A 25,679-nucleotide genomic window follows, 5' to 3' on the forward strand; every position below is an offset into this window, starting at 1 on the left:
GGAATCGAATCAGATAACTGGAATAAAGGATGTTTCGGGTTAAGAAAACTAGATAAGCGTTGCTCAAACAAACGCTCAAGGCTATTATTTATTTTCTTAGATTTCATCCTTATTTTGCAAGCTTTTTATACAAAACAACTCTAAAACTGGTTATTAACCAATACAAATTTAACCATTTATTTGCTGATTAACAAATAATTATACAGTATTTCAGGACCGACTATTTAGATTTTTTTAATATGTTATATTATAATCTAAAATTATATAATATATGGACAAACAACCTATACAATACATTTTATTTTCTAAATTAATTCCTCAATTAAGCATAGTCTCCTCTCTAGTACTTAGTACTGCTTGTGGTAAATTTTCTAGTAAGTATGGAATGGATGAAAATAATTATGGCCAGCCACTTCTTTATTTGAACGTAAAAAATAGTTATGAAATAAAACTAAAAGAAGTATTCGAGTATAAAGGTATTTACGGTATTATAGAAGGCCCAGATGGTCCAATACCTCTTCACTGGGCAATACGAAAAAATGATACCCAAACCGTAAAAAAACTATTGCAATACAACAATACTTATCTTAATGTAAAAGATCATTGTGGTCGGACCGCTCTTCATTGGGCAACCATACTCCATTATGTAAGATCAGTAAACTGCCTACTGAAGTACAACGCTATCGGAGTTAATGCAAAAGATAATTATGGTCAAACGGCTCTTCATTTAGCAGCAGAAATGGGGCACGAAGATATATTCAACCGCTTAATAAATAATAATTATATCCAGGTTAATATACAAGATAATTGTGGTCAAACGCCTCTTCATCTAGCAGCAAAAAATGGTCATATTCATATAGTACAACAATTAATAGACCGTCATCCTGAGCTGATTGATACAAAAAATAATAATGGTTGGACCGCTCTTCATTTAGCAGCAAAAAATGGTCATATTCATATAGTACAACAATTAATAGACCGTCATCCTGAGCTGATTTATGGGCAAGATGGAAACGAAAATTATCTTTTAGGCTATGAAAATGGCGATATAGCATACAACCCTTGAAATAAATTGTGATGCCATCACAATGAAAGGGGGCTCACTTTGTAAAAAGGGGCGTACCGTAAAAAAGATATTTTTATACCTACGACAACTTTTTACAAAGCTTTTAAGTTTTTATTTGCTTTTGATATAAGAAAAATAAGCATAAAATATATGCCTTTATCCTTGATCAGAAACTGTTTCACCAACTACTTCATCCACAACAGGAGTAGTTTTTTTCTTTTTCCTACGCCGAGAGGTTTTAACAATTTTGGCTTCTTTTGTGTAGACATCATTGTAATCTACTAATTCAATCATACACATAGCAGCATTATCTCCAGCACGATTGGCCAACTTAATAATGCGTGTATAACCACCTGGACGTTGTTCAATTTTCTCAGCAATATGATTGAAGAGCTCTTTTACGGGGACTTTATCTTGAAAGTGAGAAAAAACCATTCTTCTAGCATGCGTAGTATCTTGCTTTGCTCTAGTAAGAATAGGCTCAATAAATGAACGCAATACTTTTCCTTTAGCCAAAGTGGTCACAATACGCTTATGGATAATAAGCGACTTGGATAAATTCATAAGCAATGCTTTTCTATGACCTACAGGCCTACCCAGCCGGTTAATTTTATTTCTGTGCCTCATTGATTTATACTAATACGATTTTTACTTAAAAGGTACTATAGAATTAACTTCAAACAAAAATTACCCATCTAATTTATACCTAGAGAGATCCATACCAATCTTTAGATGCTTTTCTGCCAAAAGTTGATCAATTTCATCACGTGACTTACGACCAAAGTTTCTAAACTTCATCGTATCAAAATCTTTTACGGTTACAAGATCTTCTAAAGTTTCAATACCTGCTGATTTAAGACAATTTAATACACGAGAAGAACATTGTAGCTCACTAATATGAGTTTTAAGATTTTTTTGCATGGCTACTGTTTCTTCATCTAATATCTGAACCGTTTCATCCTCCGGTGATTGCACAACAATTTCCTGACCAGATAACAAGTTAAGGTGTTGAATCATTAACTTAGCTGCTTGTCGAACGCTTTCTTCTGGACTTATAGAACCATCTGTTTTTACTTCAAATGTCAATTGTTCATAATCGGTACGTTGCTCCACACGCATATTCTCAACACGATACTGTACACTTATAATAGGAGAAAAAATAGCATCAATAGGAATAAGATCTAAGATTGGTTCTTTAGGTTTATGCTCCTCAGCTGAAAGATAGCCCCTATGCTTCATTATATGAAGCTCTATATCAAAACTGGCCGATGAATCAAGCCTACAAATCAATAAATCTGGATTTAAAACTTCAAAAAAAGAAGTAGCTTGTGCAATATCACCTGCACGAAATTCAGATTTATTAACCCGAACAGAAATAACATCACTACCACCTTCTAATTTTTTTTTTAAGCGGACTTGTTTGAGGTTTAAAATGATTTCTACTAGATCTTCTTGTACCCCTTCAATCGTAGAAAACTCGTGACGGACACCAGGAATTTTAATGGAAACAATAGCGTACCCTTCTAAAGAAGATAATAATACACGTCTAAGTGCATTACCAATAGTAGTACCATATCCCTTTTCAAGTGGACGAAAACTAAAAATACCATGAAAAGAATCAACTTGCTCCACAAATATTTTCTCTGGCATTTGAAAGGCTAATAACGACATATAGAATCTTTATTTGATTTAAAAAGGAAACAATAGAAGGACTTATTTAGAATGGAGCTCCACAATGCTTCGTTCATTAATTTCTTCTGGTATTTCAGAACGCTGCGGAAAGGCAAGAAACTTACCTACCATCAATGATGGATCCCACTCCAACCAACTATATTTATTGGATGGACTATTTGTTACATTATGAACAATCAAAGCTATTTTTTCTGCCTTCTTTGCTATGCCTATTATTTGGCCAGGCTTCAAAGTATAAGAAGGGATATCTACTATTTTAGTATTTACTGTAATATGCCTATGAGATACCATCTGCCTTGCTTCACCTCGTGTAGTGGCAATACCTAGCCTATAAACTGTATTGTCTAAACGAGCCTCTAGCCGCTGAAGGATTAGCTCACCGGTAATGCCTTTACTTTTAGCAGCTTTTTCACAAAGATTTTTAAACTGACGTTGTAATAATCCATAAGTGTATTTTGCTTTTTGTTGCTCCATCAATTGAAGACCAAATTGAGAACGCCTTTTACGTCTTCTACCATGTTGCCCTGGTGGATAATTTTTTTTCTGTAATACCTTACCAACAGATGAACCAAATATCGGACTGTTATATCTTCTCGCAACCTTGGCCTTTGGACCACGATATCTTGCCATACGCTATATTTCTTCTAGTATAAATAGTAAATTGTATCATTTATGGACGCCTACGCTTAGGTGGCCTGCAACCATTGTGAGGAAGAGGCGTAACATCTCTTATAGAAATCACCTCTACAGAATGATCTTGAAGGGCACGAATGGCTGATTCACGGCCAATACCTGGCCCCTTTACAAATACATTGACCCGTCGCAGACCTAACGCATAAGCAGCCTTTGCACAATCTGCTGATGCCATTTGGGCAGCATAAGGTGTGTTCTTTTTAGATCCCTTAAAGCCCATCTTACCAGAAGAAGACCAAGCAATCACTTGACCAACTTCATTTGTAATTGAAATAATAAGGTTATTAAAAGTAGCTTGGATATGTGCCTGCCCCTCTTTACCAACTTTTACAACTCTTTTTTTAACTTTATTTTTTCCTATATTTTTCATAGTAATCGTCTATAAACTTTCTTTAAAGACAAGAAAGGATACTACCTAATGACAAATTAGACTTTATTTGGTAGCTTTCTTTTTATTCGCAATTGTTTTAGGCTTTCCTTTACGTGTTCTGGCATTGGTCTTAGTTCGCTGCCCACGAACAGGCAAGCCCATTTGATGCCTATGGCCTCTATAACACTTAATCTCAACCAACCGTTTAATATTCAATCGAATTTCGGACTTTAAGTCCCCTTCTATCTTATATACACCACGAATAGCTGTTCTAATGGCTTTTAGTTCATCATCTGTCCAAGTAGAAACACGCCGGTCTTTATCCATTTGAACTGCTTGAAGAATCTTATTTGCAGAACTTCTGCCAATTCCATATATATATGTAAGCGCAATCTCTCCACGCTTGTTATCTGGAATGTCTACACCTAATACCCTAGCCATACCTTATCCTTGTCTTTGTTTAAATTTAGGCTGCTTCTTATTAATCACATATAATACACCTTTCCGACGTACAATTTTGCAATCTACACTTCTTTTCCTAACAGATGTTTTAACTTTCATAACTAGTGTAACTGTTCAGTTGCTTTGTATCTATGCACTATCCTGGCTTGTGTCAAATCATAAGGGGTTAACTCCATTCTAACAGAGTCACCAGGAAGAATTTTAATATAATTTTTACGCATCTTCCCAGAAATATGGGCCCTAACAATATGACCATTTTTAAGTGCAACCTTGAATACTGCATTGGGTAATGCTTCTTGCACTATTCCACCTTGTTCAATAGGAGGTATTTTAGCCATATTATATTATGTAATCTTATTTTATTTTACTTTGCTTATATATTTATATTTGTAGTTTTTACAAAGAAAACCATCATATAATAAACAAGGACCTTTCTGGGACTAATATACTAAATTTATAGCAAATAGCTCTAAAAATATGGAAACTTTATTAAAAATTTACTACTGCAACCTAGCACCTTTGTTAATAATTACTTCATATCGACGCATCAACAAATAGCTTTCAACTTGCTGAAGGGTTTCAAGCATCGAACTGACCATAATCAATAAAGAAGTTCCACCAAAGAACTTATAAAAAGGAGAACTTAATCCAACTATACGGGCAAAAGTAGGCAAAACAGCAATAATTGCCAAGAAAACAGCGCCTGGCAAGGTGATTCTGTCTAATACATCATCTAAAAAACGGGCCGTTGCATTGCCAGAGGTAACGCCAGGAATAAAGCTATTGGCACGCTTCATATCTTCTGCTATTTGTACAGGGTTGACTGTAATAGCGGTATAAAAAAATGTAAAAACAATAATCAAAAAAGCAAATAAAAAATTAAATAACCAACTGGTATCATCGCGCAACATACCAAAAATGAGATCCAACCAAGGAAATTTACCTTTCCAAAAATTTAAAAGACATGAAATGCAAAAAATCAAAAGGTTGGCAAATATAACAGGCATTACACCTGCGCTATTTAACTTAAATGGTATATATTGACGTTGTCCTCCATATATGGTACTGGTACTCAATTGCCTTGCATATTGAATAGGAACCCTGCGTGTAGCTTGTGTAAAAGCAACTAGCGCAAGGACAATTAAAAACAATATGAGTAACTCTAATACAAATAGAAACATACCTTTACTGCCACGGCATACCGCTTCTTGATATAAAGCAGCAGGAAAAGAGGAGACAATACCCACCATCATTAACATGGTTACACCATTGCCAATCCCTTTATCAGTAATTTTTTCTCCTAGCCACATACAAAATATGGCACCTGCGGTTAAAATAATGATAGAAATAAAAATAAAAAAAGTACGACTTATAGAAACATTTTCACTACTTGTAGCAATAAGTAAATATTGAAAAGACTGAAAAATAGCGATAAAAATAGTAAGAATACGAGAAATTTGCGCAATTTTACGTTTCCCCATTTCTCCATCACGTTGTATTTTTTGAATTTTTGGCCAAGCAATGGACAAAAGTTGCATAATAATAGAGGCAGAGATATAAGGGGTAACGCCTACTGAAAAAATGGAAACTTGGCTGAGTGAACCACCTAAAAAACTATCGAGTAAGCCAAAAACGCGCTTTGCATGGCCAGAAATTTGAGTTACATCTATACCAGGCAAAACAATAATACTACCTATACGGAAAAGCAATAGAAAAAATAGTGTATTCCTTATACGAATGCGTAATTCTTTTATTAAAAATATATCCTTAACAACTTTAAATAACTTATTCATATATTGACAAGATGATAACTTCTCCACCAAGATTTTGAATGGCTTGTAAAGCAGTAGCTGAGCAACGATGTGCCGCAACGGAAAGTTTAAGGTTTAACTGACCATTTCCTAGTATTTTATATTTTTCATACTTCCCGATTACATTATGCTTTCTCAAGAAAATATGATCTATAGAAGAAACATGATGCTTCTCTGCCAAGGCTTGCAAAGTAGAAAGATTTAAAGGTGTAAACTCAATTCTACTCGGACATTTAAATCCATACATAGGAATACGCCTCTGGAGTGGTTGTTGACCTCCTTCAAAACCAATTTTTCTTTTATAACCAGATCTAGATTGTGCACCATTGTAACCACGTGTAGCGGTTCCACCTTTACCGGAACCTTGCCCCCTACCTACGCGCTTTTTATGCTTTAAAGCACCTACTGCTGGCTTAAGTGTATGTAATTCCATAAGCTATTATATCTTTTCTATAACCACTAAGTGATTGACTTTATGTACCATACCCCATATTTGAGGAGTAGCGTCAACTACAACACGTTTATTAACCCTCCCCAACCCAAGTGCTTGAATGGTCGCTTTTTGCGATTTAGGACGTTTGATTAAACTTCGTACTTGGGTAATTTTAATTTGTTCCATAAGATTTTATCCATTAAAGAGCTTATCTAAAGTAATGCCACGCTGCTTGGCAATAGTGATGGGATCACGCAATTGCAACAATGCTTTAAAAGTTGCCTTTACGACATTGTGCGGATTAGAAGAACCTTGAGACTTAGACAAAACGTTTTTAATACCTACACTTTCTAAGACGATACGGACACCACCACCTGCAATTACACCAGTACCAGAAGCTGCTGGTTGAATCAAAACATTTCCACCACCATATTTGCCCACTGCACCATGTGGAATGGTATCACGTAAAATAGGAACTTTGATTAGGTTGCGCTTAGCTGCTTCTACACCTTTAGCAATAGCATCTGTTAACTCTTTTGCCTTGCCAAGACCATATCCAACAATACCATCACCATTTCCAACTACTACAACTGCAGAAGAACTAAACCTACGCCCACCTTCTACTACTTTGGTAACGCGCTTAATGGCTACTACTTTCTCCTCAAGATTATAATTACTAGCTCTGAGTTTTCTACCACTTAATATCATTTTTAACTAAAATTTAAGACCGTTTGCGCGAGCACCTTCAGCCAATGCTTTGACTTTACCATGATACGTATATCCAGAACGATCAAAGACAATATGGGTAATACCTTTAGCCAACGCTTGTTGCGCAATTGCTTTTCCTAATTCTAATGCTCCAGTAACGTTATTTTTACTAATTTTTAACTTGTACAACGAAGAAGCGAGCAGGGTTTCTCCTGTTTCATCATTGATAAGCTGGGCATATATACAAGTATTACTCTTGAAAAGCGAAAGACGTGGCTGAGCCAACGTTCCATGCAAACGCTTTCTAATGCTTTTCCTAACTTTAAGCCTTCTTGCTACTTTGTTATCCTTTATTTTCATTTTTTTACTATATAGGAATATAAAATAGGCCAACATTCAAAAATATAGATGCTACTTTTTAGTAGACTTTCCAACTTTACGACGCACTACCTCACCTAAACGCCTGACACCTTTGCCTTTATAAGGCTCAACTTTTCTTAAGGAACGAATTTTTGCAGCTACTTGACCCAAAAGCTGCTTATCTATACATTCTAAATGGACCAATGGATTTTTGCCTTTAGGCAATTCAGCTGTAGCGATTACTTCCTCTGGCAAGACCAAAGCAATATCATGAGAATAACCTAAACTTAATTCTAATAGGGTACCTTGGACATTGGCTTTGTAACCAACCCCTACCAACTCTAAGGTAGACTTAAAGCCAACGCTAACGCCTACCACCATATTATGAATCAAAGCTCTATAAAGACCATAAAGGGCTTTAGATTTTTTAGCATCAACGGGCATTAGCTTAACCAACCTTTCAGAAATCTCAACCATTATGGTTGAGTCAATTTGCTGTTGCAGTAGACCTTTAGGGCCCTGAACTTGTATGATTCCACCATCTAGGGCAGATACGGTAACGCCTGGCGGTACATTAATGGGCTGCTTCCCTATTCTTGACATTTTTCCTGATTTTAGTAAACATAACAAAGTACTTCACCACCAACATGGACTTTACGGGCTTCTTTATCAGTCATAATACCCTTAGAGGTGGACAGTATGGCTATTCCTAATCCATTAATGACGGTAGGCATAGCAGCAGCAGTAGAATATTTACGCAAGCCTGGCTTACTCACACGTTTTAAATGTACAATAGCAGATTGCTTTGTAAAAGCATCATATTTGAGGGCAATTTTGATAACTGGCTGAACACTATCTGGGTTAGAGACCAGCTTATACCCTCGTATATACCCTTGTTCTTGCAACACTTCTGTAAGCTTTGTCTTTGTTTTTGACGCAGGAATTTCTACTACTCTATGCTTGGCACTAATGGCATTTCTAATTCTAGTAAGATAATCAGCTATTGGATCTGTAGTCATGGTGATTATATATTAACAAATAATAAAAACAGGTATATAGACTCATAGGTTAGCTGACTACCAACTTGCTTTCCGTATACCTGGTAACTTCCCTTCTAAAGCCCATTTTCTAAAGACTAACCGGGAAATACCAAATCTTCTCATATATCCACGGGCTCTACCGGTTATATTACACCTATTACGCAATCTAACTGGAGAACTATTTTTGGGAAGTTTATCGAGTGCCATATAGTTGCCTTGCTTTTTTAATGCAATTCTTTTAGCGGCATATTTGGCTACCAAATGCCTTCTTTTTTTGTCTCTTGCTTTGACTGATTCTTTTGCCATAACCTTTTAATTTAATCTTGCACCATATTAAAGGGCATTCCTAAAGCTTTTAAAAGTTGAAATGCGGTTTCATTATTTTGGGCAGTTGTAACAAAAGTTATGTTCATACCGTTAATCTTAATTACTTTATCAATGCTAATCTCTGGAAATATGATTTGCTCTTGAATGCCTACATTATAGTTGCCTTTTCCATCAAATCCGTTGGCCTTCAATCCCCAAAAATTTCTAATCCTAGGCAGGGCAATAGATATAAAACGATCAAGAAATTCATACATCAACCTGCCGCGTAAAGTAACTTTTACACCAATAGGCATACCTTCTCTAAGCTTGAAATTAGAAACTGATTTTTTAGCACGGGTAGCCACAGCACACTGTCCAGCAATAGCAGTTAATTCTTCTAAACCAAGTTGAATTAATTTTTTATTGGATGCACCATCACCTAATCCTTGATTGATACATATTTTATGTAACCTGGGGACTTGCATAACAGATTTGTACCCGAATAAATCTTTAAGCGAAGGAATAACTTCTGCAAAATATTTTTCTTGTAATCTAGGCTTAACCATTTTTTATAAAATTTCCTGTTTTTTTAGCATACCGCTGGAGCTTGCCGGCTTCATTACACTTTCTTCCTACACGAGTAGGAGATCCGCTTACTGCATCTATCAACATCAGATTACTAATGTGAATAGAAGAAGGTATCCTTTGGATGGTTCCTTTAGGATGCTCAGTAGAAGGCTTTAAATGTCTAACTACTATATTCATACCTTCAACAACAGCTCGATATTTTTTAGGGAATACCTTTAAAACAGTTCCTTGCTCATTTCTGTGTTTGCCAGTCAAAATTTTTACACGGTCTCCTGTTCGAATATGAATCTTAAAACTTTTTTTTATTGTTTGCTTCATGCTTTATAGTACTTCGTCAGCTAAAGAGGCTATTTTCATAAATTTATTATCTCGAACTTCTCGAGCCACTGGCCCAAAAACCCCAGTTCCTTTGGGCTCATTGTTGTTTTCAATTAAAACAATAGCATTGTCCTCGAAGCGAATATAAGAACCATCTTTACGCCTTAATTCTTTTCGGGTACGGACCACAACAGCTTTGGAAATAGTGCCCTTTTTAAGGGTACTAGAAGGGTTAGCTGTTTTTACGGTTACTACAATTTTATCACCAACTTGGGCATAACGCTTACGGGTTCCACCCAAAACACGAATGCAAAGGGCTGTTTTTGCACCACTATTATCAGCTACTTTTAATATTGACTCCTGTTGTATCATTTTTACTTAGCTCTTTCTATGATTTGAACCAATCGCCATCTCTTTTTTTTACTTAAAGGACGGGTTTCCATAATTTTTACCAAATCACCAATACTACAGCTGTTTGCTTCATCATGTGCCATAAATTTGGTAGATGTTTTTACAAACTTACCATATACGGGGTGTATAGCTTTTGTATCTGTTACAACGGTAATGGTCTTATGGGCTTTATTACTGGTAACCCTTCCTACCTTTTCTTTTCTTCTATTTCTCACCATGGTGGTTAGGATTCTAATGGTTGCTTCGACAACTGTTCTGAGCTGTTTTTAGCCTTGCAATGGATTTTCTTGCCGCCCTAATTTTCATCGGATCCTCAATTGGAGAAACCGAATGAGCAAGCTTTAGTTTGACTAAATAATTTAAGGCTTCTTTTAATTTATCGTTGCATTCTTTAGAAGAAAATAACTGAATTTCTTTGTACTTCATTTTAAAAACTTATTACTTAATTGAATAGCACATTAAAGTAATAGCCTAAGCATAGGCAAAAAACCTTCGAATGGCTCCACAAGCTACCCTACTGAATGAACATAATCTCTACGAACTACGAAATGTGCCTTAATAGGTAACTTATGCATGGCAAGACGCATCGCACGCTCTGCGACTTCTTTAGCTACACCATCTAACTCAAAAAGAATCCTACCAGGTTTTACAACGGCTACAAAAGAATCTGGCGCACCTTTACCCTTTCCCATCCTTACTTCAGCTGGTTTTTTAGTTAGAGACTTATCTGGAAAAATCCTATTCCAAACTTGACCTTGCCGTTTCATTTCTCTTGTAATGGCAATACGCATGGCCTCAATTTGCCTAGCAGTAATATATGAGGGTTCCAATGCCTTCAGCCCAAAGGTACCAAATTCTAATGAATTTCCCTTCATTGATAAGCCTTTTATTCTTCCTTTCTGCGTTTTTCTGTAACGTACTCGTTTTGGTTGTAACATTTTTGTTATGCAATGCAAAAATTAATATTGTAGTAATGCAGGGCCCAACTACTTCCGCTCTTTGGAAGAAAGAAACCCTTTATCTCCTACTTTAGGAGATTTTCCAACTGAACGTTGAAGATGATTAACTGCAACATCACCTCTAGAAATCCAAACTTTAATACCTATTCTTCCATAAATGGTATGGGCTTCGACTGCTGTATAGTCTATATCATTACGAAGGGTATGGAGCGGAACAGACCCTTCTTTAAATTCATCTGACCTAGCCATTTCAGCACCATCTAACCTACCCGAAAGCTTAATTTTAACACCTTGTGCACCAGAACGGATTACAGCAGCTATAGCTTGCTTTACTACACGCTTATAAGGCATACGACCTCTAATCTGTTGCGCAATTTGCAAGCCAACCAATTTAGCTTCTAAATCTGGTTTTTTTATCTCAACAATATTAAGCTCAACTTCTTTTTTAGTTAGCTTTTTCAACTCTTCTTTGACCTTGTCAACTTCTGCACCGGACTTTCCAATAACAATACCTGGACGAGCGGTTCGGATGGTAATGGTAATTTTTTTACCGGCACGTTCTATAAGTATTCTAGCAACGCTAGCTTTGGCCATTCGCGCATCTAGATAGGTACGTATTTTTTCGTCCTCCATTAACTTTTCTACATAGGAGGATTTTGATGCAAACCAACTAGAATCTGGCTTACGAATGAACCCAACTCTAAAACCGACGGGATTAACTTTTTGACCCATTGTAGTATGATTAATGTGGTTACGTTGTTGTACTTGAAGCAATCTGATGTGACACAGGAATAGAATCCCGTAAAGTATCCACCACCATAACAACATGACTAGATCGTTTTCTAATCCTGTGTGCTACACCTCTTGGTGCGGGCATAACTCTTTTTAACATACCAGCTCTATCTACTGTTATTTTCTTGACAAAAATTGCACCATCTTCGAAAGCAGCTGCATGATTATTTTGCCAATTTGAAATAGCAGAAAGTAAAAGTTTTTTCAACTGAAGCGCAGCTTGTTGTGGCTTATTTTGCAAAATAGCTAATGCAGTAGCCACGCTTTTTCCTCTAATAAGTGCCGCTAAACGCCCAACTTTACGTTCAGATATAGGGAGCTTTCTTAATTTTGCTATTGCCTCCATAGTTTACATTATCTTTTTTTAGAGGTATGTCCTTTAAAAGTTCTTGTTAAAGCAAATTCACCAACTTTATGGCTTACCATTGACTCTGTAATAAAAACAGGAATAAATTTATGCCCATTGTGTACTGCAAGGGTATGGCCGACAAAATCTGGCGTAATGGTTGACCGCCTTGACCAAGTTTTAACTACTGTTTTTTTACCGGAATGATTGAGCATGTCTATCTTACGTTGTAGATGATGCGCCACATAAGGTCCTTTTTTTATAGATCTACCCATTATTTTTTCTTTTTACTAATGATCAGTCTAGTAGAATATTTATTGCGATTGCGTGTTTTTTTACCTTTTGCATATAACCCTTTAAAGGATCTAGGATGTCCTCCAGAAGCTTTTCCTTCACCACCACCCATTGGATGATCCACGGGGTTCATTACAACGGCGCGTACACGAGGTCTTTTACCCATCCAGCGACTTCTACCTGCTTTGGCAATGGTAACATTAGCATGGTCACTATTGGAAACAGCTCCAATGGTAGCCATACAATGGTCTAATACCAATCGCCTTTCACCAGAAGGCAACTTAATGGTTACATACTTACCACTTTTGGAAAGCAACTGTGCATATGCACCTGCACTCCTTGCCAATGCAGCGCCACGTCCAGGGGCTAGTTCAATGTTATGGATAATCGTTCCCAATGGGATATCTTTCATTTCCATAGCATTACCTAGTTCTATCGGTACATTTGGGCCTGCTACAACCTTAGCGCCTACTTTAAGTCCTTCTGGTGCTATAATATAACTTTTCTCACCATCTACATAATGGAGTAGGGCTATGTATGCAGTGCGCATAGGATCATACTGAATAGAATGGACAAATGCAGGAACAGCTATTTTTTTCCTTTTGAAATCGATAAGGCGGGCACGCCGCTTATGTCCACCACCTCTATGGGGAACAGTAATCCTACCACGATTGTTCCGACCGGCTGTGCGTTTGGTTTTTACTAAGAGTGACTTCTCTGGTTTACGCGCAGTAAGAACAGTAGAGAAATCTGGTGCTATTCTAAAACGCTGACCGGGCGTGGTTGGGTTAAGTTTTTTTAATGGCATAACTAGATCAACTAACAGCTATAAAATTCAATGCAAAAGACTAAAAATTGCCATAAAAATCTATGACATCCCCTGCCTTAAGCGTTATAAGTACTTTCTTATAGGAAGGCCGCTTTCCTTTTATTACACACGACTTAGTATGGCGCGTTATTGGTTTACCTGCATAACGCATGGTATTGATTTTATGGACTGTAACACCATAAAAACGTTCAATCTCTTTTTGTATTTGGTACTTATTGGCACGATCATCTACGATTAAACCATATATGCCACGCTTATTAAGCGCTGACATTTTTTCTGTTACCAAGGGCTTCTTTAGGATACGCATCTGTTATTGTGTCAATTTTTCTACTATAGGCGTTATAGCTGTTTCCATAATCAACAATTTTTTGGCATGCAAAAGATCATAGGTATTAACATGGTCGACACAAACTACCTTTGCTTGCTTTATATTCCTACTAGATAATACAATATTTTTATCTACACTAGGTATAATCAATAATGTCTTTTCATCTAGAAAAGACAATTTTTGGAGCATACCCAAATAGTTTTTTGTTTTTGGCGCCTCAAAAGAAAAGGACTCTAAGATAGCAATATGGTTTGACTTAGCCTTATAGGTCAAGGCAGACCTTCTAGCTAATTTCTTTACCTTACGGTTTAATTTAAAACTATAATCTCTTGGCCTTGGACCAAAAGTACGCCCCCCTCCTCTGAATAAAGGAGACTTAATATCACCCGCTCTAGCTGTTCCGCTTCCTTTTTGCCTTTTAATTTTTCTTCTAGAACCACTTACTGCATTGCGCTCTTTTGATTGGTGGGTACCTTGACGCCTACCGGCTAAGATAGCCTTTACATCCAAATAAATGGCATGATCATTGGGTTCAATACCAAATACTTCTTTCGGCAATTGAACAGAACGACCTACCTCTTCCCCTGTATATTTTAATACTGATAGGTTCATTTTACTTCTCCAAAATTACGTAACCATTATTTGCACCAGGGACTGCTCCATGGAGTACAATTAGATTTTTCTCTGGCAAAACTTTTACCACTTGAAGGTTGGTCACCTTAACCCTGTTGCCTCCTGTTCTTCCAGCCATACGCATTCCTTTGAATACACGAGAGGGAAAAGAAGCTGCACCAACAGAACCAGGTGCTCTTTCTCGATTGTGCTGACCATGAGAACGGCTACCAACGCCACTAAACCCATGCCGCTTTACAACACCCTGAAAGCCCTTACCTTTGGAGGTACCAACTACGTCTATAAATTGACCTTCTACAAAAACATCTTCTATGCGAACCACTTGACCCAATGCAACTTGCTGCCATACTGCTTCATCATCACATCTGAACTCCACTTGCTTGCGCTTAGGTGTAGTAGAAGCTTTAGCAAAATGGCCCATAAGGGACTTAGAAGTATTTTTTTCTTTTTTATCGTCATAAGACAACTGAACAGCCTGATATCCATCTATAGACTTTGTTCTAAGCTGTGTCACTACACAGGGGCCTCCCTGAATGATGGTACATGCTTTTTTGTGACCCTTACCATCATAAAGACTGGTCATTCCAATTTTTTTTCCTATGATTCCAATCATAACTTAAATACTAATCATACCCACTTAATCGCTCTAAAACCAGCCAAAAAAACCAGGAAGGATAGAACAGTGAAAGGACAAATTTAAACAAAATTTAAGGTAAATCAAATGGTTTAACCTTAAACCGCTATTACATCTAGTATGCGCGTGATCCAAAGATATAAAAATTAACGGATAAAGAAAAAAGCCTAGATCACTGAATATAGTTGCTATATGAACACTTTATCTAAATGGGCATTAACTGGATGCAGCCAAACTATAAATAGTTGGTATAGCTATAGTGGGATTAAAAGTACAAAAAACATCCACTGCCAATGACCCTAAATAAGGAGTCTGCTGAGACTATGATTCATTATGAGTCTGTTATACAATGTACAATTTTATTACCGCGCGCTTTATGTATCAATACCCGCTGTTCCTATAATTACTCAAATATTATTGTATATTTGGGGTACAACAATTCTCAAAAATTAAAATTCTTAAAAACTAAAAATTACCATGCAAATGAAAAAAACATTTCTTTTATTGGTCTTAGCATTATCTACTACCGCACAAACATGTGACTTTCTTGATGGTTCTATTGGTAACAATTATCCTATCAGTAAGGTTAAAAGACACAAACAAAATTTAGCCGATATCATTACTAATAGAAACCTAGAAATAATTAAGAAGAATAATAAAAGTCTACGGCCTTCAATGTATAAAAACGAAATTGAAAATAGCTTAAAAAAAAGATATCCTACGTTAAATACAGACCATATTAACATTTTCGTAATTGATCTTAGTTATATAGAAGGCATATTTAGTGACTTCTACGTACAAATTTCTTCAACCTCTTCTGGTAATTATACAGGTGTTATAAACCTTACTTGCATGTTTAAACAAGAAGAACAAGAAGCTAAAAGACAAAAACAAAATCTAGCCGATATCATTACGAGTAGTAACTTAGAAATAATTAAGGCTGATAATGAAAGTACAAGGCCTTCAACGTATAAAAACGAAATTCGAAATAGCTTAAAAAGAAAATATCCTGCGTTAAATACAGACCATATTGAAATTTTCGTAAGTGACCTTAGGTATATAGAAGGCATATCTAGTGACTTCTACGTACAAATTTCTTCAACCTCTTCTGGTAATTATACAGGTGTTATAAACCTTACTTGCATGTTTAAACAAGAAGAACAAGAAGAACAAGAAGCTAAAAAACAAAAACAAAAACAAAAACTAAGCGATATCATTACTAGTAAGAATATAAAAATCACTAATAATGAAAGTGCAAGGCCTTCAGCCTATGCAATAGAAATTAAAAATTTCTTAAAAAGAAAATTTCCTGCGTTAAATATGGACGATATTGAAGTGAAAGTTGAGCCAACTAGCAATAGTTGTGGCATCGTACGGATTTATGGAACCTCTTCTAGTAACTATAGAGGTGAGGTACAAATTAACTACACGATTGAACAACTTTACAAACAAAACCTACAAGATACTATCCGGGAAGAGGATAAGGACCTAGGAATAATTAAGCTTGGTAATGGATATAGCATTCCTTTATTGGATCAAATTAAAGATAAGTTAAAAAGAAAATTTCCTGCGTTAGATCTGAACGATATTGAAGTTAAAAGATTTTTCAATGATAATGGTACGATAAACAGTAGGCTAGCATGGATTTATGCAACCTCTTCTGGTAAGTATACAGGTAAAGCACTAGTTGGTTATGACCCTTGGACCTCTGCTGCTTTTTCTAGATAGTGTCGTCATAAAAAGTTAGCCCATAAATGGATACATCTAATTTGGACAGCTGCCAAGAAGGATGCTGTGTTCTTTGCATACCTAGTGGAGATTCCTCTCCATTGCTTAATTTTGAGAAACATATTCTCAATAAGATGTCGGAATTTATATAAATTCTTGTCAAAATAACGTTTTGTTTTTCTGTTTTTCTTGGAAGGGATAACAGGAACAATACCTTTTTCTATAGTATATTTAATGATTTTATCGGTATCATAGGCACGGTCTGCCAACAAATGCTTTGGAGTTATCCCCTCAATAAGATATGGAGATTGGCTACAATCAGCTCTGGTACCTTCTGTGATAATAGCTCTGATCGGCATACCAGACGCATCCACGGCCAAATGTAGCTTCGTATTAAGCCCCCTTTTGTTCGACTCATAGATTGGTTGCCTCCTTTTGCACCCGTTCCATGTATATGTACTTTAATATAAGTAGCATCAATCATAAGCCATTTAAAATCAGTATTATTAATCAGTTTTTCTAAGATCCTCTCCCATATACCATTATCTCTCCAGCGAGAAAATCTACGATGAGTGTTTTTCCAATCTCCATAGCTCGATGGAAGATCACGCCAAGGAGATCCTGTACGTAAAATCCAAAATACTGCATTAATAAACAGTCTATTATCTTTGGCAACAGCTCCCCAACCTCCTTGTTGACCTGGAAGTAGAGGTGATAAAATAGACCATACTTTGTCTGAAATATCATGACGGTGAATCCATTTAGACATCTATAAATATAATTGATGTTATGATCTAAAAATATAATATGAACTACAAAACAAATATACAAAATATTTCATGACGACACTATCTAGCGAAATAAAGAAAGCATATACAACCTTAGAGCTTGAGGAAGGTGCATCTGCTGAAGACCTAAAGAAGGCTTATAACAAACTCTCTCTCAAATACCATCCAGATAAATGTAATGACGCAGGCGCTGAGGAGAAATGCAAAAGCATAATGAACGCATATACATTAATAAAAGAAGATTTAGAGATGTAAAAGCAGAAATAAAACACACCCCCTACGGCTAACAACACAGGACCTGGCTAAACTTATATCTCCTTTATTATGTTGCGAAGCTATTGCTAATCTACTTTAGGAAGGCCAGTGGGTAAAATTTATCATTTTACCCACTGGCCTTCCATTACTAAAAAAATACAATAATAAAAATATTTATTCTGCTCCGCAGAACAAGATTAGTAGGTAATAAAAGATAAAAACTGGATTATATATTACAACATGGCCTCTAAGTAGCCCTCTGGAAGTGCTACGGTAATTTTCTTTGCTGCTGTATTAACATTGATCAAAAATGGTGTAACGTAAGGAATCAAAAGCTCTTTTTTACGATGGTCAACGGCCATGATATATTGATCCCGCATCCGATAGATGGATTGTATGCTGCCCAGGGGACCTAAGGCAATATCTTCTACTACGGCCCCTACCAAGCTATAAGGCAAGGTAGTTTGCTGCCATTTCGGTTGAAGGGCTATGGGAAGAAATAGGGATAAATTACGGAGTGTATAAGCTTCGGTTTTAGATGGGATAAGATCTAAGTGTATAACCGTTTTTTCGGCCGTACTGGTAATATTTTTAATGGTATAGGGTACTTTTACATCATCTACCTCTACAAAAAGAGCAGGTAGTTTGGCTAGTTCAGCTGGGCTGTAGGCTACAAATAAAGCTACTAACCCACCATCTTTTCCAATCGGCTTTTTAAAGCTCCCAATTTGGAAATATTCCTCTTTTTGAATGGCTTCATAAAACAGTTCTATAGGGTATAAGGACATATCTATCAGCTATTGACTTAGTTAATCGAAAAGTATCATATCACTTACCATCAACGCTTGATCTAACTTAGTATAGCGATAGAGGATTTTATGGACCGCTTGGCTTATTTGTTTTCCCAATTTTTGAAGATTTTTTTTTAAAATATGCGGTATAGCTGCCATTAAATCTTTCTTGACTTCTAAGCTTTCACCCATTAATGTGTTCACTTTTTTCAGATTGGCAAGAAAGGATTGCTGCTCCATTAGCGAACAAGGAAGACTAGCAACTATTATTTGTATTTGCTGGCAAGAAGAAACAATATAGTCATACATGACCTTGGAATCATCGGCCAATAAAATCAGATCATTATTTGCTTGGACAGTCTGGCTATGGAATAAGTTAATCATCTGTTCAAAGGCTAGGTTTATCTCTTCTTCCATTTTTTTTTGCAATGGGTCTTGTAAATCTATTTTAGTTTTTATTCCATTTTTTAAATTTTCTTCACATAATTGTTGGAATAAGTTAAATAACGCCTCAATTGCTGACTTAGATTTTTTATCTATAGCTTTTAAATTTTCCATCTTAGAACAAATAACCTGGAGTTGGTCAAACGGCATTTTAAAAAAATGCTTTTTATGCGCTTTCAAAGAAAAATTTAGCAGCTGCTGTAACTTTTTCTGCAGTTTTAGTTGCGCTATTTTATTTTTTTTTACCAACTTTTCTATGTTTAGCATAGTCTCTTTTGCTTTCTCTTTCCAGATCGCTTCTAGTTTATGGTGCAAAACTTCTTTTTCTACCACTGCCTCTTGGATTGCTTGCACTGGTGCTATATATCCAGTGAATAGTATAGTAGATAAAGAAAATAAAGCGACGGTAGATAAATGTTTGATGCTTTTTGTCATGTTAATTTAAAGTATAAAAATTATATGATGTACCTCTATTATAGCTTTTTTAACCATACAAGAACCAGAAACAGATTTCTTGTCCTACGATGTAGGAAACCCTATATGGGGGGATAGCCATGGGGCTTTATTTAAAGTTTAATAGCTAACGGACCATAAAGGCTTTATCTTAATTAAGTGGAGCTGGAGGGAATCGAACCCTCGTCCGAACAAGCAAACCGCAACGCTTTCTACATGCTTAGCAACTGTTTATTGTCGGCGCAACCAAGGTCAGCTACGCACCTGATGTTACGCTTATGCGCGGTGATGATTTATGCGGCCATCACGCACCTGGCCACACTAGTGCCATCCATCGATGCCCCTATGCTGATCCGATAACACAAAAACCAGCGGGACAAATTCCCCTTAATCTATCGATTAAGCAGCCATACGCAAATCGTCGTCCTCTTCTTCTTTTCTTCGAAGCGCAACAAATTTGCAACGGCGGGAATTATTGATTACAGCTAAGTTGCCGTTTACGGATTGTGTAAGTTTTATAGCAGAGGTAATACTTACAACACCTCGCATGCTTACATTGGATTTAATCTTCCCGTCAATTCCAGTCAGCCCCAATGCACTTTACTTTGACTTATATAGAGATAACACTCTAAGAGGATTTAAATTTAATACTTTTTACGGGTCGAACCAAATCTACTTTTTAGACATCCTATAAAGAGGACCTGTCAAGTTTTTATTCTCCCCTCTGTAATGCATCTTTTCAGTCAACTATAGAAGAGATAGCCGTTTTAATACTTTTTTTCCACTTCACGCTTGTCAATAATGGTGCATACAAGTCATCTGAAGGGTCTATAATAATCGATTGCAGTTCTTCTTGAGTGGGTGGTCTACTCTGAAAAGTAATCTTTGGTGCCTCTTAAATAATAGCCAATGGTGTTTGTTCATTGCCTTCACCCATAACTAGCACAGCACTTGCTGCCAAACCATCTAAAATATTAATCATACTGACGCGCAATAGATTATTAAATATATCGAGCTTCCCAATATAACTGTATAATGGTGCGAATCCACACCAAGCCAATGCTATACCGACTACGCCTCTACGCAAAGGTGTAGTGTGGCTATCTGTAATGAGTACACCCATCTCTTGATTAGGATAACGCGTGCGGCAGTACTGCCAAATTTCAGTAGCTGTTTTTTGTGGGTCTTCAGGATATAAAATATAATACCCGTTCCCATTCGATGCATCTATACCAGCTGTTGGAATAAGTATATGATTTTTCATGGTTAATACTACACCATACCTTTCTATATAATCACCTTCTAGATAGAAGTCGGATTCATTTTGGATAAAAGCCAATTTATTAGAAATAATGCTTTGGTGGACTATCCTATTCTGACATAGAGCAACAACTTTTGACGTAATTATAATGATACTTTGAGGCGCTATTTTAGGTAAATACTGATCTAGTATAAGGTGCAAAGACTCCCCAGGCTTAACTTTATGGGTTTTATAAGCAGTAATTTGCATCATTATTATTACTCATGGGGTAGATGACCTTGTTTCAAATCAAGATGGTCCAATGCATCATCTAAGCGATAGCGGATCCATTCTGCGTTTGCATCTGCGGCATCAAGGACTATTTTTTTTCTTAAATAGGTAGGTATGGCCAACTCTTCTTTTAAATAGCGATCATCCCAATTTATCGGCGCAATACCCCGTTTGGACGTTACAGTGGGTACATGCCTATATGCACAGCTTTTTTCCAAGACTATTCCCTGAGGAGCAGCAAAAGGTAGAGGCAACTGTATAGCAGATTCTTCTGATGTTGCAGACTGCTTGGAACTTTCTTTAGCTGTTTTTAAAACAGGCTCCACGATTATCTTTTTTGTGGAAGCATCCAAGATTTCGGTATTAGAGGCTGGATGGTGCAATATTTTAGCCCCTGTATAGGCCACTTCCTGTTTAGACGGAGCGAGCAACTCTTGATCCGCATGGTCTGTTTCCCTATTAAATCCAGTAGCAATAACTGTAACCCTAATGCTTTCTTCCATTTCTGAATCAGAACCATGACCAAAAATCATTTCAGCATCGTTGCCCGTTTGCTCTTGTATATAATTGGTAATAATGGTTAATTCATCCATTTGTAGCTCAGCTGCTTGTCCGGAAACAATAGATAAGAGTATTTTCTTAGCACCCCGTATATCTGTATAGTCTAATAAAGGAGAAGCAAGCGCTGTTTCAGCAGCCTGTAATGCCCTGCCTTCACCTCTGGCTTCGCCAGAACCCATAACCGCTGCACCTGCATTTTTCATTACCGTCTTAACATCTTCAAAATCTACATTGACATAACCCGGTACCGTAATAATCTCAGCAATGCTTTTAGCAGCAGTGGTCAAGACATTATCCGCTTCTATAAAAGCTTCGCTAATCGAGAGTCCGCCTAATATGGTTTGAATTTTATCATTTAAGATAATAAGAACTGTATCACAATGTTTCCGTAATTCATTAATACCTTCTTGGGCTTGTAAATGCTTTTTTTTGCCCTCAAATGAAAAAGGTAATGTCACAATACCAACTGTCAAGATACTTTGCTGACGAGCAATACTAGCAATAACAGGGGCCGCGCCTGTACCGGTTCCACCACCCATTCCAGCTGTAACAAAAAGCATTTTGGTATCATCATCCAATAATTCTAGAATACTTTCTTTACTTTCTAATGCAGCATTACGCCCCACTTCTGGATTGGCACCAGCCCCTAGCCCACTTGTAAGTGCTGCACCAATTTGGAGCTTAATGGGTATAGGACTATTTTGTAGCGCTTGGACATCTGTATTGCAAACAATAAAGGACACATCTTTGATACCACGCTTATACATGTTGTTCACTGCATTGCTGCCACCACCACCTACGCCTATCACTTTGATAATAGATTTATGGTGGGTCGGTAAATCAAATTTATAGGTAATATCCTTCATAATTTAGACAATAAGGTGCTTTCATTACAACAAGCTATATGCATTAGGCAATATGATACTATTTTTTCGACTAATTTTCATCGTAATCGTCCACTAAAAAAGCTTTTGTTTTGGTAAGAATACGTGCAAAGGAAAAGTTGCTTTTTTTTGTTTTTTTAACATTTTTTTTCCCAGCATTCAAATCGGCAGACTTTGCTGCTCTATAATAGGCTTCTCTATAATCCAATGCTTTAAATCCAGCTAGCGTTAATCCAATAGCAGTGGCATAGCTAGGATCCCGTAATTGCTTGCTACTGCCCTCCTCTAGATACTCATCTGGAAAGCCCAACCGTGTATCCAACCCAGTTACCTGCTGAAGTATGGCTGGTATGGCTGGTAAGTTGGCGCTCCCCCCTGTTACAACCATACCAGCTACTAACTTATCGTAAAAACCAGAATGCAAAATCTCTTCATGGATAAATGTCACTATTTCTTCTACACGTGCCTCTATAATTTTAACCAAATTAGCAGTAATGATCTCTTTGGGTCTACGATTGCGCAATCCTGGAATCGTTACTACTGATTGGGTAACCAAAGCATTGGATCCAACGGTACCAAATTTTACCTTTAATAACTCTGCTTGCCGTTCCATAACCATACAACTTTGTTGTATATCTGAAGTAATCATATGTCCTCCGAGTGGAATGGTTGCGGTATACCGAATGATGGCATCAAAAAAGATTACTATGTTAATCATGCTGCTTCCGAAATCAATCAGACACACACCTGCTTCTTTTTCTTCATCACTCAATATAGCCAAACTAGCGGCTAGGGCAGAAGCTATGACCATATCTGCTTCTACACCTGCTTTTTTAATACATTTATGTATGTTTTGAATGGCGTGGGTCTTAGCTGTAATAATATGGAAATTTGCTTCTAATTTCACACCTGACATACCTACTGGATCTTGGGTTACAATTTCATAGTCTATGGTATATTCCTGCGGCATAGCATGCACAATTTCTGTACCCAAGGGGGGAACAATACGGTACATATCATTGGTAAGCTTTTTGATGTCCTCTACTGTAATTTCTTCTTCTATGGTATCTCTTGTAATGCTACCATGGTGGCAAGATCCTGTTACATGTTTCCCAGAAATATTTACATGTACGATATTAATATTTATACCAGAGTCCTCTTCAGCAGCTTCCAGGGCTTGCTTAACAGCAATAGCTGCCTTATCAATGTTCACAATCATACCGCGTACAATCCCATCTGCAGCAGCACTTCCCATACCTAATACCTCAAGTTTATTAGGATCATATTGGCTTTGTGCCCCTATAACTACACAAACTTTACTAGTACCTATGTCAAGACTAGCGATAATTTCTGACATAACTAAAAGGATATATGGCGATAATGCTACTTAAAAAGAGTATGCCTATGCATGCAACGGTTTAACTGAATCTACCCCATGCTGCTCGACTATTACATGGGCTGCATAAACTACAACAATTTATTAAAATTTATTCAAAATTAAACTAAGGATATAATTATGTGTGGTACAGGCCTACTCTGGATTTCAAGGACCTTGTATATTACAGATCTGCCATCTCAATACATGGTCAACAACGGAATAGACCCAGTATAGTTGCCTTATTTTGCATAAATCTATGAAAAAATAGATAAGACCATTCGATAAAATCTTATTTATTCTATATAATGACTTGATTATAAATATATTTAGTATTTTTTTCTTATATTTTATGGTTTCCACTTAGTGGTTTATCTTTTACTAGATCTAAGACCTGGTAAAGAAAATGCATATCGATTCACTATAATATATATTTAATACTAAACATTAATTTCATGAAAAAAATAAACTATTGTATATGCCTATACATTGGCCTATTAAGCTTAAACGGTTTTTCATCTTGCGTAACCACAAAGCAAGAAATGGTTAGAGATATTAGAGAACGAGGTTACACTTTAGGCAATTTAAAAAGAAGCTACAATAGAAATCCTAAAAAATTTATTGCTGGAGCAGTCGTCGGTACAACTGTAATTTTAGGGGCTAGTACAATGGCGATATCTAGTCTTTTAGATGGTTCATCCGTAGCCAATAGAAATGGGTTAAATAATAGCAGTGCTATGGTAACAGCATTAAGTCCATTGAATGGATCAAATACAAAATTTTCTAACTCAACTAATTCCTATACTAAAAGTTTTATAGGTTCAACACGCGCCTACAGTGGATACCCCATATCAAGTACACCATGGCTCGGTCAAGATTTGTCTGATGCAATTTCAAATTCCGATATAGAACTTGTAAACTACTTATTAAAAAATGGTGCAAACATTAATCAAAGAAATGACTATGGCCATACCCCACTTTATAGTGCAGCAAAAGAAGGTAATATAGAAATAGTTAAGGTATTACTAAAAGATGAAAATATTGATGTTAATGCAACACATGAAGATAAATATACCGTACTGCATTGGGCAGCATTCCAAAACAACCCAGAATTAGTTGAATTGTTATTGAGAGATAAAAGAATTAAGGTCAATGAAAAAGATGTATATGGATATACCCCACTCCATACGGCAATAAATGAAAAGAATGTATTAGTAGTTGAGGCCCTCCTAAAGTCTAAAGATATAGATATCTATACCATAACTAATTTTAACGAAACAGTTTTTGATATAGCTAGAAAAAAGAAATGTTTGGAATGCATTAAGGCTATAGAAAAAAGTATACAATATTTTCCGTCTTATGAGACCACACCAAAGTCAGCTTGATTTTTACCAGAATAAAATATGTGATTCGTAGAGGTTGTTACAATAAAAATGTAAGATTACGTTTCGACTTGTATTCAGTTTCAATAATTGAATTCAATAATCGTATGTATTTTTACAACCTGGTCTATGCTGGTTTGATTGTCTTTAGTCCGCATATTGATTGAGAGATGTTTATTTAATAATGATAATTAGTCGGCCCTGAAATATTATTTTTGAATAAATTTATTGAATGGATATTTCTTTATAATATATATGGTTTATCAGGCGCTCTATTTTTCTTACCCAAGATATAGGTATAACTGGTTTTGGATTAAGAATTTTAATTATATAGGTTTTAATTTATTTGACTGTGAGGGTATTAAGAATAATTTTCTTGTAATCAGTCGTAGGTTATGAGCAATAGCACATAAA

38 protein-coding genes, 1 other RNA gene and 1 pseudogene are annotated in these 25,679 nt (G+C 36.3%); 4 read left to right on the top strand and 36 right to left on the bottom strand.

The window, feature by feature from the left end; all coding sequences use genetic code 11:
- The first annotated feature begins 271 nt into the window (after window positions 1-271).
- Window positions 272-1,066, top strand: a complete 795-nt coding sequence (locus ACRRVB_RS04580) for an ankyrin repeat domain-containing protein (protein ID WP_432466786.1) — start codon at window positions 272-274, stop codon at window positions 1,064-1,066.
- Between the two features lie 156 nt (window positions 1,067-1,222).
- Here ACRRVB_RS04580 and rplQ read toward each other — a convergent pair whose 3' ends face one another.
- The 28 genes from rplQ to rplC form a co-directional block, all read right to left on the bottom strand.
- Window positions 1,223-1,693 (bottom strand): 50S ribosomal protein L17, encoded by a 471-nt coding sequence (gene rplQ, locus ACRRVB_RS04585; RefSeq protein WP_432466787.1) that lies wholly within the window; start codon window positions 1,691-1,693, stop codon window positions 1,223-1,225.
- Window positions 1,694-1,753: 60 nt separating this feature from the next.
- Entirely contained in the window at window positions 1,754-2,737 is a 984-nt protein-coding gene (locus tag ACRRVB_RS04590; RefSeq protein WP_432466788.1) for a DNA-directed RNA polymerase subunit alpha, read from the bottom strand.
- A gap of 42 nt (window positions 2,738-2,779) precedes the next feature.
- Window positions 2,780-3,388, bottom strand: a complete 609-nt coding sequence (gene rpsD / locus ACRRVB_RS04595; protein ID WP_432466789.1) for a 30S ribosomal protein S4 — start codon at window positions 3,386-3,388, stop codon at window positions 2,780-2,782.
- A 40-nt stretch (window positions 3,389-3,428) separates the two neighbouring features.
- Window positions 3,429-3,821: a 30S ribosomal protein S11 gene (gene rpsK, locus ACRRVB_RS04600; RefSeq protein WP_432466790.1), complete on the bottom strand. Its 393-nt coding sequence runs from the start codon at window positions 3,819-3,821 to the stop codon at window positions 3,429-3,431.
- Between the two features lie 63 nt (window positions 3,822-3,884).
- Window positions 3,885-4,262, bottom strand: coding sequence for a 30S ribosomal protein S13 (gene rpsM, locus ACRRVB_RS04605; protein WP_014934281.1), 378 nt, complete (start codon window positions 4,260-4,262; stop codon window positions 3,885-3,887).
- 3 nt (window positions 4,263-4,265) lie between these two features.
- A complete protein-coding gene (gene rpmJ / locus ACRRVB_RS04610) occupies window positions 4,266-4,382 on the bottom strand; it encodes a 50S ribosomal protein L36 (RefSeq protein WP_014934282.1) in 117 nt (38 codons plus the stop codon).
- A gap of 2 nt (window positions 4,383-4,384) precedes the next feature.
- Window positions 4,385-4,621, bottom strand: coding sequence for a translation initiation factor IF-1 (gene infA, locus ACRRVB_RS04615; protein ID WP_014934283.1), 237 nt, complete (start codon window positions 4,619-4,621; stop codon window positions 4,385-4,387).
- A 162-nt stretch (window positions 4,622-4,783) separates the two neighbouring features.
- Complete coding sequence (gene secY / locus ACRRVB_RS04620) at window positions 4,784-6,076, bottom strand: preprotein translocase subunit SecY (RefSeq protein WP_432466791.1); 1,293 nt, start codon at window positions 6,074-6,076, stop codon at window positions 4,784-4,786.
- Window positions 6,069-6,527 (bottom strand): 50S ribosomal protein L15, encoded by a 459-nt coding sequence (gene rplO, locus ACRRVB_RS04625; protein WP_432466792.1) that lies wholly within the window; start codon window positions 6,525-6,527, stop codon window positions 6,069-6,071. The genes secY and rplO overlap by 8 nt, the downstream gene beginning before the upstream one ends.
- Window positions 6,528-6,533: 6 nt before the next feature.
- On the bottom strand, window positions 6,534-6,713 hold the full coding sequence (gene rpmD / locus ACRRVB_RS04630) for a 50S ribosomal protein L30 (RefSeq protein WP_432466793.1): 180 nt from the start codon (window positions 6,711-6,713) through the stop codon (window positions 6,534-6,536).
- 6 nt (window positions 6,714-6,719) lie between these two features.
- A complete protein-coding gene (rpsE, locus tag ACRRVB_RS04635) occupies window positions 6,720-7,235 on the bottom strand; it encodes a 30S ribosomal protein S5 (RefSeq protein ID WP_432466794.1) in 516 nt (171 codons plus the stop codon).
- 6 nt (window positions 7,236-7,241) lie between these two features.
- Window positions 7,242-7,589, bottom strand: coding sequence for a 50S ribosomal protein L18 (rplR, locus tag ACRRVB_RS04640; protein WP_432466819.1), 348 nt, complete (start codon window positions 7,587-7,589; stop codon window positions 7,242-7,244).
- Between the two features lie 57 nt (window positions 7,590-7,646).
- Window positions 7,647-8,198 carry a 50S ribosomal protein L6 gene (rplF, locus tag ACRRVB_RS04645; RefSeq protein WP_432466795.1) on the bottom strand — a complete coding sequence of 184 codons (552 nt, stop codon included), beginning with the start codon at window positions 8,196-8,198 and terminating at the stop codon, window positions 7,647-7,649.
- A gap of 11 nt (window positions 8,199-8,209) precedes the next feature.
- Entirely contained in the window at window positions 8,210-8,614 is a 405-nt protein-coding gene (gene rpsH, locus ACRRVB_RS04650) for a 30S ribosomal protein S8 (RefSeq protein WP_432466796.1), read from the bottom strand.
- A gap of 57 nt (window positions 8,615-8,671) precedes the next feature.
- On the bottom strand, window positions 8,672-8,941 hold the full coding sequence (gene rpsN / locus ACRRVB_RS04655; protein WP_432466797.1) for a 30S ribosomal protein S14: 270 nt from the start codon (window positions 8,939-8,941) through the stop codon (window positions 8,672-8,674).
- Window positions 8,942-8,952: 11 nt separating this feature from the next.
- Window positions 8,953-9,507: a 50S ribosomal protein L5 gene (rplE, locus tag ACRRVB_RS04660; protein ID WP_014934292.1), complete on the bottom strand. Its 555-nt coding sequence runs from the start codon at window positions 9,505-9,507 to the stop codon at window positions 8,953-8,955.
- Window positions 9,500-9,847: a 50S ribosomal protein L24 gene (rplX, locus tag ACRRVB_RS04665; protein ID WP_432466798.1), complete on the bottom strand. Its 348-nt coding sequence runs from the start codon at window positions 9,845-9,847 to the stop codon at window positions 9,500-9,502. Before rplX ends, rplE begins: the two co-directional genes overlap by 8 nt.
- A 3-nt stretch (window positions 9,848-9,850) precedes the next feature.
- Window positions 9,851-10,219 carry a 50S ribosomal protein L14 gene (rplN, locus tag ACRRVB_RS04670; RefSeq protein WP_432466799.1) on the bottom strand — a complete coding sequence of 123 codons (369 nt, stop codon included), beginning with the start codon at window positions 10,217-10,219 and terminating at the stop codon, window positions 9,851-9,853.
- A 2-nt stretch (window positions 10,220-10,221) separates the two neighbouring features.
- Window positions 10,222-10,476 (bottom strand): 30S ribosomal protein S17, encoded by a 255-nt coding sequence (gene rpsQ, locus ACRRVB_RS04675; protein WP_432466800.1) that lies wholly within the window; start codon window positions 10,474-10,476, stop codon window positions 10,222-10,224.
- A gap of 13 nt (window positions 10,477-10,489) precedes the next feature.
- On the bottom strand, window positions 10,490-10,684 hold the full coding sequence (rpmC, locus tag ACRRVB_RS04680; protein WP_432466802.1) for a 50S ribosomal protein L29: 195 nt from the start codon (window positions 10,682-10,684) through the stop codon (window positions 10,490-10,492).
- An 83-nt stretch (window positions 10,685-10,767) separates the two neighbouring features.
- Window positions 10,768-11,196: a 50S ribosomal protein L16 gene (rplP, locus tag ACRRVB_RS04685; protein WP_432466803.1), complete on the bottom strand. Its 429-nt coding sequence runs from the start codon at window positions 11,194-11,196 to the stop codon at window positions 10,768-10,770.
- A 48-nt stretch (window positions 11,197-11,244) separates the two neighbouring features.
- Complete coding sequence (gene rpsC / locus ACRRVB_RS04690) at window positions 11,245-11,949, bottom strand: 30S ribosomal protein S3 (RefSeq protein ID WP_432466804.1); 705 nt, start codon at window positions 11,947-11,949, stop codon at window positions 11,245-11,247.
- Window positions 11,950-11,968: 19 nt separating this feature from the next.
- Complete coding sequence (gene rplV, locus ACRRVB_RS04695) at window positions 11,969-12,355, bottom strand: 50S ribosomal protein L22 (protein WP_432466805.1); 387 nt, start codon at window positions 12,353-12,355, stop codon at window positions 11,969-11,971.
- 8 nt (window positions 12,356-12,363) lie between these two features.
- Entirely contained in the window at window positions 12,364-12,630 is a 267-nt protein-coding gene (rpsS, locus tag ACRRVB_RS04700) for a 30S ribosomal protein S19 (protein WP_432466806.1), read from the bottom strand.
- Window positions 12,630-13,457 (bottom strand): 50S ribosomal protein L2, encoded by an 828-nt coding sequence (gene rplB / locus ACRRVB_RS04705; RefSeq protein WP_432466807.1) that lies wholly within the window; start codon window positions 13,455-13,457, stop codon window positions 12,630-12,632. The genes rpsS and rplB overlap by 1 nt, the downstream gene beginning before the upstream one ends.
- A gap of 40 nt (window positions 13,458-13,497) precedes the next feature.
- Window positions 13,498-13,785 (bottom strand): 50S ribosomal protein L23, encoded by a 288-nt coding sequence (gene rplW / locus ACRRVB_RS04710; protein ID WP_432466808.1) that lies wholly within the window; start codon window positions 13,783-13,785, stop codon window positions 13,498-13,500.
- A 3-nt stretch (window positions 13,786-13,788) separates the two neighbouring features.
- The gene (rplD, locus tag ACRRVB_RS04715; protein WP_432466809.1) at window positions 13,789-14,418 is read right to left on the bottom strand and encodes a 50S ribosomal protein L4; all 630 of its coding nucleotides are present in this window, start codon (window positions 14,416-14,418) and stop codon (window positions 13,789-13,791) included.
- A gap of 1 nt (window position 14,419) precedes the next feature.
- Window positions 14,420-15,052, bottom strand: a complete 633-nt coding sequence (rplC, locus tag ACRRVB_RS04720) for a 50S ribosomal protein L3 (RefSeq protein WP_432466810.1) — start codon at window positions 15,050-15,052, stop codon at window positions 14,420-14,422.
- A gap of 504 nt (window positions 15,053-15,556) precedes the next feature.
- Here rplC and ACRRVB_RS04725 point away from each other — a divergent pair.
- Window positions 15,557-16,801, top strand: coding sequence for a hypothetical protein (locus tag ACRRVB_RS04725; RefSeq protein ID WP_432466811.1), 1,245 nt, complete (start codon window positions 15,557-15,559; stop codon window positions 16,799-16,801).
- Window positions 16,802-16,806: 5 nt separating this feature from the next.
- Here the strand turns inward: ACRRVB_RS04725 and ACRRVB_RS04730 are convergent.
- Window positions 16,807-17,570, bottom strand: a protein-coding gene (locus ACRRVB_RS04730; RefSeq protein WP_432466339.1) for an IS5 family transposase whose coding sequence is annotated in 2 segments (ribosomal slippage) — window positions 16,807-17,198 and window positions 17,198-17,570 — 765 coding nt in all. Because the reading frame shifts where the segments join, the coding sequence is not laid out codon by codon here.
- A 70-nt stretch (window positions 17,571-17,640) separates the two neighbouring features.
- Here ACRRVB_RS04730 and ACRRVB_RS04735 point away from each other — a divergent pair.
- Complete coding sequence (locus ACRRVB_RS04735; RefSeq protein WP_432466812.1) at window positions 17,641-17,844, top strand: DnaJ domain-containing protein; 204 nt, start codon at window positions 17,641-17,643, stop codon at window positions 17,842-17,844.
- Window positions 17,845-18,077: 233 nt separating this feature from the next.
- Here the strand turns inward: ACRRVB_RS04735 and ACRRVB_RS04740 are convergent, their stop codons facing one another.
- The 6 genes from ACRRVB_RS04740 to ftsA all read right to left on the bottom strand — a co-directional run bounded on the left by ACRRVB_RS04740 (window position 18,078) and on the right by ftsA (window position 23,865).
- Window positions 18,078-18,632, bottom strand: coding sequence for a ribosome maturation factor RimM (locus ACRRVB_RS04740; RefSeq protein WP_432466813.1), 555 nt, complete (start codon window positions 18,630-18,632; stop codon window positions 18,078-18,080).
- A 21-nt stretch (window positions 18,633-18,653) separates the two neighbouring features.
- Window positions 18,654-19,514: a hypothetical protein gene (locus tag ACRRVB_RS04745; RefSeq protein WP_432466814.1), complete on the bottom strand. Its 861-nt coding sequence runs from the start codon at window positions 19,512-19,514 to the stop codon at window positions 18,654-18,656.
- A 175-nt stretch (window positions 19,515-19,689) separates the two neighbouring features.
- Window positions 19,690-20,124, bottom strand: a transfer-messenger RNA (tmRNA) gene (gene ssrA, locus ACRRVB_RS04750).
- A 303-nt stretch (window positions 20,125-20,427) separates the two neighbouring features.
- Window positions 20,428-21,045 carry a coenzyme F420-0:L-glutamate ligase gene (locus ACRRVB_RS04755; protein ID WP_432466815.1) on the bottom strand — a complete coding sequence of 206 codons (618 nt, stop codon included), beginning with the start codon at window positions 21,043-21,045 and terminating at the stop codon, window positions 20,428-20,430.
- A 5-nt stretch (window positions 21,046-21,050) separates the two neighbouring features.
- Complete coding sequence (gene ftsZ / locus ACRRVB_RS04760; protein WP_432466816.1) at window positions 21,051-22,490, bottom strand: cell division protein FtsZ; 1,440 nt, start codon at window positions 22,488-22,490, stop codon at window positions 21,051-21,053.
- Window positions 22,491-22,560: 70 nt separating this feature from the next.
- The gene (ftsA, locus tag ACRRVB_RS04765; RefSeq protein ID WP_432466817.1) at window positions 22,561-23,865 is read right to left on the bottom strand and encodes a cell division protein FtsA; all 1,305 of its coding nucleotides are present in this window, start codon (window positions 23,863-23,865) and stop codon (window positions 22,561-22,563) included.
- Window positions 23,866-24,338: 473 nt separating this feature from the next.
- Here ftsA and ACRRVB_RS04770 point away from each other — a divergent pair, with 473 nt between their 5' ends.
- A complete protein-coding gene (locus ACRRVB_RS04770; protein ID WP_432466818.1) occupies window positions 24,339-25,268 on the top strand; it encodes an ankyrin repeat domain-containing protein in 930 nt (309 codons plus the stop codon).
- A 222-nt stretch (window positions 25,269-25,490) separates the two neighbouring features.
- On the opposite strand, the pseudogene ACRRVB_RS04775 reads toward ACRRVB_RS04770, so the two are convergent.
- Window positions 25,491-25,679, bottom strand: a pseudogene (locus ACRRVB_RS04775) (IS5-like element ISCca5 family transposase); the annotation flags it as partial.

The organism is Candidatus Cardinium hertigii (genome assembly GCF_050864855.1).
In the GTDB taxonomy this organism is placed as follows: Bacteria; Bacteroidota; Bacteroidia; order Cytophagales; family Amoebophilaceae; genus Cardinium; species Cardinium hertigii_C.

Excerpts from the sequence above, each read along its gene's own strand:
- ACRRVB_RS04580 (WP_432466786.1), top strand. The coding sequence starts at position 272 with ATGGACAAACAACCTATACAATACATTTTATTTTCTAAATTAATTCCT.
- rplQ (WP_432466787.1), bottom strand. The coding sequence starts at position 1,693 with ATGAGGCACAGAAATAAAATTAACCGGCTGGGTAGGCCTGTAGGTCAT.
- ACRRVB_RS04590 (WP_432466788.1), bottom strand. The coding sequence starts at position 2,737 with ATGTCGTTATTAGCCTTTCAAATGCCAGAGAAAATATTTGTGGAGCAA.
- rpsD (WP_432466789.1), bottom strand. The coding sequence starts at position 3,388 with ATGGCAAGATATCGTGGTCCAAAGGCCAAGGTTGCGAGAAGATATAAC.
- rpsK (WP_432466790.1), bottom strand. The coding sequence starts at position 3,821 with ATGAAAAATATAGGAAAAAATAAAGTTAAAAAAAGAGTTGTAAAAGTT.
- rpsM (WP_014934281.1), bottom strand. The coding sequence starts at position 4,262 with ATGGCTAGGGTATTAGGTGTAGACATTCCAGATAACAAGCGTGGAGAG.
- rpmJ (WP_014934282.1), bottom strand. The coding sequence starts at position 4,382 with ATGAAAGTTAAAACATCTGTTAGGAAAAGAAGTGTAGATTGCAAAATT.
- infA (WP_014934283.1), bottom strand. The coding sequence starts at position 4,621 with ATGGCTAAAATACCTCCTATTGAACAAGGTGGAATAGTGCAAGAAGCA.
- secY (WP_432466791.1), bottom strand. The coding sequence starts at position 6,076 with ATGAATAAGTTATTTAAAGTTGTTAAGGATATATTTTTAATAAAAGAA.
- rplO (WP_432466792.1), bottom strand. The coding sequence starts at position 6,527 with ATGGAATTACATACACTTAAGCCAGCAGTAGGTGCTTTAAAGCATAAA.
- rpmD (WP_432466793.1), bottom strand. The coding sequence starts at position 6,713 with ATGGAACAAATTAAAATTACCCAAGTACGAAGTTTAATCAAACGTCCT.
- rpsE (WP_432466794.1), bottom strand. The coding sequence starts at position 7,235 with ATGATATTAAGTGGTAGAAAACTCAGAGCTAGTAATTATAATCTTGAG.
- rplF (WP_432466795.1), bottom strand. The coding sequence starts at position 8,198 with ATGTCAAGAATAGGGAAGCAGCCCATTAATGTACCGCCAGGCGTTACC.
- rpsH (WP_432466796.1), bottom strand. The coding sequence starts at position 8,614 with ATGACTACAGATCCAATAGCTGATTATCTTACTAGAATTAGAAATGCC.
- rpsN (WP_432466797.1), bottom strand. The coding sequence starts at position 8,941 with ATGGCAAAAGAATCAGTCAAAGCAAGAGACAAAAAAAGAAGGCATTTG.
- rplE (WP_014934292.1), bottom strand. The coding sequence starts at position 9,507 with ATGGTTAAGCCTAGATTACAAGAAAAATATTTTGCAGAAGTTATTCCT.
- rplX (WP_432466798.1), bottom strand. The coding sequence starts at position 9,847 with ATGAAGCAAACAATAAAAAAAAGTTTTAAGATTCATATTCGAACAGGA.
- rplN (WP_432466799.1), bottom strand. The coding sequence starts at position 10,219 with ATGATACAACAGGAGTCAATATTAAAAGTAGCTGATAATAGTGGTGCA.
- rpsQ (WP_432466800.1), bottom strand. The coding sequence starts at position 10,476 with ATGGTGAGAAATAGAAGAAAAGAAAAGGTAGGAAGGGTTACCAGTAAT.
- rpmC (WP_432466802.1), bottom strand. The coding sequence starts at position 10,684 with ATGAAGTACAAAGAAATTCAGTTATTTTCTTCTAAAGAATGCAACGAT.
- rplP (WP_432466803.1), bottom strand. The coding sequence starts at position 11,196 with ATGTTACAACCAAAACGAGTACGTTACAGAAAAACGCAGAAAGGAAGA.
- rpsC (WP_432466804.1), bottom strand. The coding sequence starts at position 11,949 with ATGGGTCAAAAAGTTAATCCCGTCGGTTTTAGAGTTGGGTTCATTCGT.
- rplV (WP_432466805.1), bottom strand. The coding sequence starts at position 12,355 with ATGGAGGCAATAGCAAAATTAAGAAAGCTCCCTATATCTGAACGTAAA.
- rpsS (WP_432466806.1), bottom strand. The coding sequence starts at position 12,630 with ATGGGTAGATCTATAAAAAAAGGACCTTATGTGGCGCATCATCTACAA.
- rplB (WP_432466807.1), bottom strand. The coding sequence starts at position 13,457 with ATGCCATTAAAAAAACTTAACCCAACCACGCCCGGTCAGCGTTTTAGA.
- rplW (WP_432466808.1), bottom strand. The coding sequence starts at position 13,785 with ATGCGTATCCTAAAGAAGCCCTTGGTAACAGAAAAAATGTCAGCGCTT.
- rplD (WP_432466809.1), bottom strand. The coding sequence starts at position 14,418 with ATGAACCTATCAGTATTAAAATATACAGGGGAAGAGGTAGGTCGTTCT.
- rplC (WP_432466810.1), bottom strand. The coding sequence starts at position 15,052 with ATGATTGGAATCATAGGAAAAAAAATTGGAATGACCAGTCTTTATGAT.
- ACRRVB_RS04725 (WP_432466811.1), top strand. The coding sequence starts at position 15,557 with ATGAAAAAAACATTTCTTTTATTGGTCTTAGCATTATCTACTACCGCA.
- ACRRVB_RS04735 (WP_432466812.1), top strand. The coding sequence starts at position 17,641 with ATGACGACACTATCTAGCGAAATAAAGAAAGCATATACAACCTTAGAG.
- ACRRVB_RS04740 (WP_432466813.1), bottom strand. The coding sequence starts at position 18,632 with ATGTCCTTATACCCTATAGAACTGTTTTATGAAGCCATTCAAAAAGAG.
- ACRRVB_RS04745 (WP_432466814.1), bottom strand. The coding sequence starts at position 19,514 with ATGACAAAAAGCATCAAACATTTATCTACCGTCGCTTTATTTTCTTTA.
- ACRRVB_RS04755 (WP_432466815.1), bottom strand. The coding sequence starts at position 21,045 with ATGATGCAAATTACTGCTTATAAAACCCATAAAGTTAAGCCTGGGGAG.
- ftsZ (WP_432466816.1), bottom strand. The coding sequence starts at position 22,490 with ATGAAGGATATTACCTATAAATTTGATTTACCGACCCACCATAAATCT.
- ftsA (WP_432466817.1), bottom strand. The coding sequence starts at position 23,865 with ATGTCAGAAATTATCGCTAGTCTTGACATAGGTACTAGTAAAGTTTGT.
- ACRRVB_RS04770 (WP_432466818.1), top strand. The coding sequence starts at position 24,339 with ATGAAAAAAATAAACTATTGTATATGCCTATACATTGGCCTATTAAGC.